We start from the raw sequence: 4,637 nt of genomic DNA, 5'->3' as shown, positions 1-4,637 counted from the left end.
AATATAATTTTTTTTTTTTGGTTTTGGTTTTTAATTGGTGACAACACCCCACCTCCCCGACCCCCGCCCCCCCCCCCCCCCCGGCACCGAGTCGGTGGCGCAGCTCCGCAAGGAGATGCAGGAGAGCATGGACGCCAACGCGTCCGTGTACCGCACCGGCGACACCCTCAAGCAGGCCGTCGCCGACATCGCCGCACTGCGCGAGCGGTACAAGAACGTCGCCATCCAGGACAAGGGCGAGCGCTTCAACACCGACCTGCTGGAGGCCATCGAGCTGGGCAACCTGCTCGACCTGGCCGAGGTCACGGTCGTCTCGGCGCTGGCCCGCGAGGAGTCCCGCGGCGGTCACTACCGCGAGGACTTCCCGACCCGCGACGACGTGAAGTTCATGCAGCACACCATGGCGTACCGCGAGGAGGCCGCCGACGGCAGCACCTCCGTCCGCCTCGACTACAAGCCGGTCGTGCAGACCCGCTACCAGCCGATGGAGCGTAAGTACTGATGAGCACTCCGACCCTGGAGAAGCACTCGGCCGCTCTGGACGCGGCCGAGGCGGGCGCGACCGCGCTGATCAACGTCACCCTGCGGATCCGCCGGTTCAACCCGGAGGAGCACCCGGACCCGGTGTGGGTGGACTACCAGCTGCTGATGGACCCGAAGGAGCGCGTCCTGGACGCCCTCAACAAGGTCAAGTGGGAGCAGGACGGCACCCTGACGTACCGCCGCTCGTGCGCCCACGGCATCTGCGGTTCGGACGCCATGCGGATCAACGGCCGCAACCGGCTGGCCTGCAAGACGCTGATCAAGGACGTCAACCCGGAGAAGCCGATCACGGTCGAGCCCATCAAGGGCCTCGCGGTCCTGAAGGACCTGATCGTCGACATGGACCCGTTCTTCCAGGCGTACAAGGACGTCATGCCGTTCCTCATCACCAAGGGGAACGACCCGACGCGCGAGCGCCTGCAGTCCCAGGAGGACCGCGAGCGGTTCGACGACACCACCAAGTGCATCCTGTGCGCCGCGTGCACGTCGTCCTGCCCGGTGTTCTGGAACGACGGCCAGTACTTCGGCCCGGCCGCGATCGTCAACGCGCACCGCTTCATCTTCGACTCGCGCGACGAGGGTGCGGAGCAGCGGCTGGAGATCCTGAACGACCGTGAGGGCGTGTGGCGCTGCCGCACCACCTTCAACTGCTCGGAGGCCTGCCCGCGCGGCATCGAGGTCACCAAGGCGATCGCCGAGGTGAAGCGCGCGCTGGTCACCCGCCGCTTCTGAGCGCCCGCAGCAACGCCCGAGGGCCCGACCGGCACGTCCGGTCGGGCCCTCGGGCGTTCTGCCGTGCGGGGTTCAGCGCAGGGCGCCGAGGTCCTTCGGGGCGGCGGTGCCGTCGAAGGTCAGCAGGTGGCGGGCGGCGGTGACGGCGTACAGGTCGGGGCGGCCGTCGCCGTCGCCGTCGCCGGAGCTGCCGAGCAGCGGGTAGTCGGCGGCCGGGAAGGTGCCGACGGCGGCGCCGGCGGACGGGTCGGCGAGCGCGGAGAAGTCGTACGTGCCGTCGTCCTGCTTCGCGATCGGATACGTGCGCAGGGTGCCGGTGGCCCGCTCGCGGGACCACAGGGCGAGGCTGCCGTCGGCCGCCCGGCCGGGCGCGATCACGTCGTACCCGGCCCAGGCGCCGGTGGTGGAGAGGCGCTTGACGGTGGAGTAGCGGGTCCCGACGGTGGCGGCCTGGAACAGCCAGAGGTCGCCGTTCTCGACGGTGACCAGCGAGCTCTGCTGGCCGGTGCCGAGGGCGCCGAGGGCGACCAGCTGATCGGTGGCGGACCAGTCGGCGGCGCAGCCGGCCGCGGCGCAGGCGGTGGGCCGGGCGAGCAGGACGGGGGTGCGCTGGAAGGCGCCCTGGTCGAGGTTGCGGTAGAGGTACAGCGCGGCGCCGCCGGGGACGTGGACGAGCAGGTCGTCGGCGGGCGCGTGGCTGGAGTCCCAGCCGCGGTGCGCGGTGGTGGTGCCGGCCCAGGTGCCGCCGGGGCCGTAGGACGCCGCGGTGGTGGAGGCGGGGTCCGTGTTCGCGGAGTCGGCGCCGAGGACCTGCAGGTTGCCGTCGGCGTCGGGCAGCAGGATGTCCGGCACTCCGTCGGCGTTCACGTCGCCGGGGACGCTCTGCGGCGGGTTGGGGTTCGACGGTGCGTAGAAGGTGTAGGCGACCGGCCGGGAGGCGTTGCCGGCCTCGTCGAAGGCCTGCACCGTGAGGATGTTGGTGCCCCAGTCCGTCGGCTTCAGGGTGAGGGTGGCGGTGCCGTCCGCGGCGGGCCGCACGGCGCCGGTGCAGTCGTTGCCGACGCTCGGGGTGCCGTTGAGGACGTACCGGTAGCAGGCCACGCCGGAGGCGGCGTCGCTGCCGGCGACGGTGAAGGTGCCGCTCTGGCCGGCGTACTTCTGCGGGGTCCGGCCGCTGTCGGAGGCCGGGAAGTCGGCCGAGTCGACGGTGAGGGCCGGTGCGGTGGCGTCGATCCGGAAGTGGCACTCGGCGGTCGGGGCTCCGCCGCCGGCGCCCTTGGCCTGCCAGGTGTAGGTACGGCCCTCGGTGAGGCCGGCGGGCCGTGCGGTGGCGGTGCCGTCGACGGCGGTGCCCTCGGCGTCGAAGACCTTGCTGCCCGTCTCGTCCCAGACCTTGAAGCGTGCCCGGTCGGCGGCGGTGCGGGCGGTGAGGGCCGGCGCGGTGGTGGCGATCCAGCCGGGCGCCGTGGTGCCGTCGCAGGCGTCGGTGCGGACACCGGTGCCGTGGAAGCCGGGGCTCGGCACGACGGCGGGGTCGGTGGCCCTGCCGTCGGTGGCGGCGGAGGCCGCCGGTGCGGCCAGCAGGCCGGTGGCGAGGGCGACGCCGGCGGCCGAGGCCAGCAGACGCAAAGAGACCGTACGGAACACTGTGTGACCCACCCCGAGAAGACGCACGCGTGTACGCACGGTGCGCACACGGCGGAGATCATTCCAGCCGAACTCTCCGCCGGGCAAAGGGTTTCGGCGTCAGTCGGCGGTGCGCTCGCGCAGGCCGCGGATGCCGCGCACGCCGACGGCGCCGACCGCGATGCCGAGCACCAGCGAGGTCACGGTCAGCAGGAGGTGGACCCAGAAGAAGGCGGTCGGCTGGGAGTGGTCGCCGTTCACGAAGGCCTGCCCGCCGGAGTCCTTCCAGAGGTTCTTGACGAAGGTCGTCCAGATGATCAGGGACCACACGCCGAAGGCGGTGAGGAACCAGGACGTGCGGCGGCTGAGCTTCATCGGGATCCTTCGCGGGGCATCGGAGGTGCTGCCCGTCCAGTATGCGCAGCCCGGCCGGGCGCATCCGTTCGGGGGGAGTCGTCGGCGGCGGGGCGGCGGGGCGGGGCCGTGCGGGTACGTTCCGGCAATGCTGATCGACCGTCACTTCGCGCACCGATGTGCCGCCGCAGCCGCCGCCGGCCTGTTCGCCCTCGCTCCGGCCGCCCCGGCGGCCGCCCGGCCGCGGGCCGCCGCCGAGGTGGTCGGCGGTGAGCGGCTGGCCCGGCCGGGGGTGCAGGTGGCGCCCCGGTCGGACGCGCCGGCGCTGCCCGGGAACCTCACCGGGCGGTCCTGGCTGGTCGCGGACGGCACCTCGGGCGAGGTGCTGGCCTCGTACAACGCGCACGCCGAGCTGCCGCCGGCGTCCACGCTGAAGATGCTGTTCGCGGACACCGTGCTGCCGAAGCTGGACCGCGAGGCGGTGCACCGGGTCGCCCCGGAGGAGCTGACGGGGCTGGGGGCGGGCAGCAGCCTGGTCGGGATCAAGGAGGACCTCGACTACAAGGTCGAGGACCTGTGGCGGGGGGTCTTCCTGAGCTCGGGCAACGACGCCGTACACGTGCTCGCCCACATGAACGGCGGCATCGACCGGACGGTCGCCCAGATGCAGGCCAGGGCGGACGCGCTGCAGGCGCGCGACACCCACGTGGTCACCCCGGACGGCTACGACCAGGACGGCCAGGTCTCCTCGGCGTACGACCTGACGCTGTTCGCCCGGGCGGGGCTGCGCAACCCGGACTTCCGGGCGTACTGCTCGACCCGGGACGCCCAGTTCCCCGGTGCGGTGGACCGGGCGACCGGGCAGCGCGGCAGCTTCGGGATCGCCAACACCGACCGGCTGCTGGGCAAGTACCCGGGCCTGATCGGGGTGAAGAACGGCTACACCACCAACGCCGGGTCGACCTTCACCGGGGCGGCCGAGCGGGACGGCCGGCTGCTGCTGGTCACCGTGATGCACACGACGACCTACCAGAAGGTGTACGACGAGGCGGCGGCCCTGCTCGACTGGGGTTTCGCCGCGGCCGACCGGGTGAACCCGGTCGGCGAGCTGGCCGAGGACACCTCGGCGGTCGGGGCGGCGGCCCCGACGGCGGAGCCGAGGCCCAACCCGGTTCCGGACACGGTGCCCTCGGCCGCACCGAGCCCGCCGCGGTCGGTGCCGGCGGCGCCGCCGGTCGCCGCGCCGGCCGACGCGCGGCAGCCGGAGCACGCCCGGCACTCGGGCGGTACGGCGGGGATGCTGGCCGCGGGCCTGTGCACGGCGGCGGCCGCGGCGGCGGCGCTGCGGCTGCGCCGGGACCGGGCCGGGCGGTTGTCGCTGC

General features: G+C 73.0%; 4 protein-coding genes and 1 pseudogene. 3 read left to right on the top strand and 2 right to left on the bottom strand.

Going from position 1 to position 4,637, the window contains the following annotated elements; translation table 11 throughout:
* Nucleotides 1-82: 82 nt before the first annotated feature.
* Both ABZ641_RS26285 and ABZ641_RS26280 read left to right on the top strand, forming a co-directional pair.
* Nucleotides 83-502: pseudogene (locus ABZ641_RS26285) on the top strand (succinate dehydrogenase/fumarate reductase flavoprotein subunit); the annotation flags it as partial.
* Complete coding sequence (locus ABZ641_RS26280) at nt 502-1,275, top strand: succinate dehydrogenase iron-sulfur subunit (protein WP_263105034.1); 774 nt, start codon at nt 502-504, stop codon at nt 1,273-1,275. The pseudogene ABZ641_RS26285 and the gene ABZ641_RS26280, both read left to right, overlap by 1 nt.
* A 72-nt stretch (nt 1,276-1,347) precedes the next feature.
* Here the strand turns inward: ABZ641_RS26280 and ABZ641_RS26275 are convergent, their stop codons facing one another.
* Nucleotides 1,348-2,904, bottom strand: a complete 1,557-nt coding sequence (locus ABZ641_RS26275) for a hypothetical protein (protein ID WP_344623532.1) — start codon at nt 2,902-2,904, stop codon at nt 1,348-1,350.
* Between the two features lie 117 nt (nt 2,905-3,021).
* Nucleotides 3,022-3,276, bottom strand: a complete 255-nt coding sequence (locus ABZ641_RS26270; RefSeq protein ID WP_344623531.1) for an SCO4848 family membrane protein — start codon at nt 3,274-3,276, stop codon at nt 3,022-3,024.
* A 127-nt stretch (nt 3,277-3,403) separates the two neighbouring features.
* Here ABZ641_RS26270 and ABZ641_RS26265 point away from each other — a divergent pair.
* A partial coding sequence (locus tag ABZ641_RS26265) for a D-alanyl-D-alanine carboxypeptidase (protein WP_359985494.1) occupies nt 3,404-4,637 on the top strand: 1,234 nt, incomplete at its 3' end.

Source organism: Kitasatospora sp. NPDC007106 (assembly GCF_040634455.1).
Taxonomy (GTDB): domain Bacteria; phylum Actinomycetota; class Actinomycetes; order Streptomycetales; family Streptomycetaceae; genus Kitasatospora; species Kitasatospora arboriphila.
This window is presented reverse-complemented; position numbering and strand designations above follow the sequence as displayed.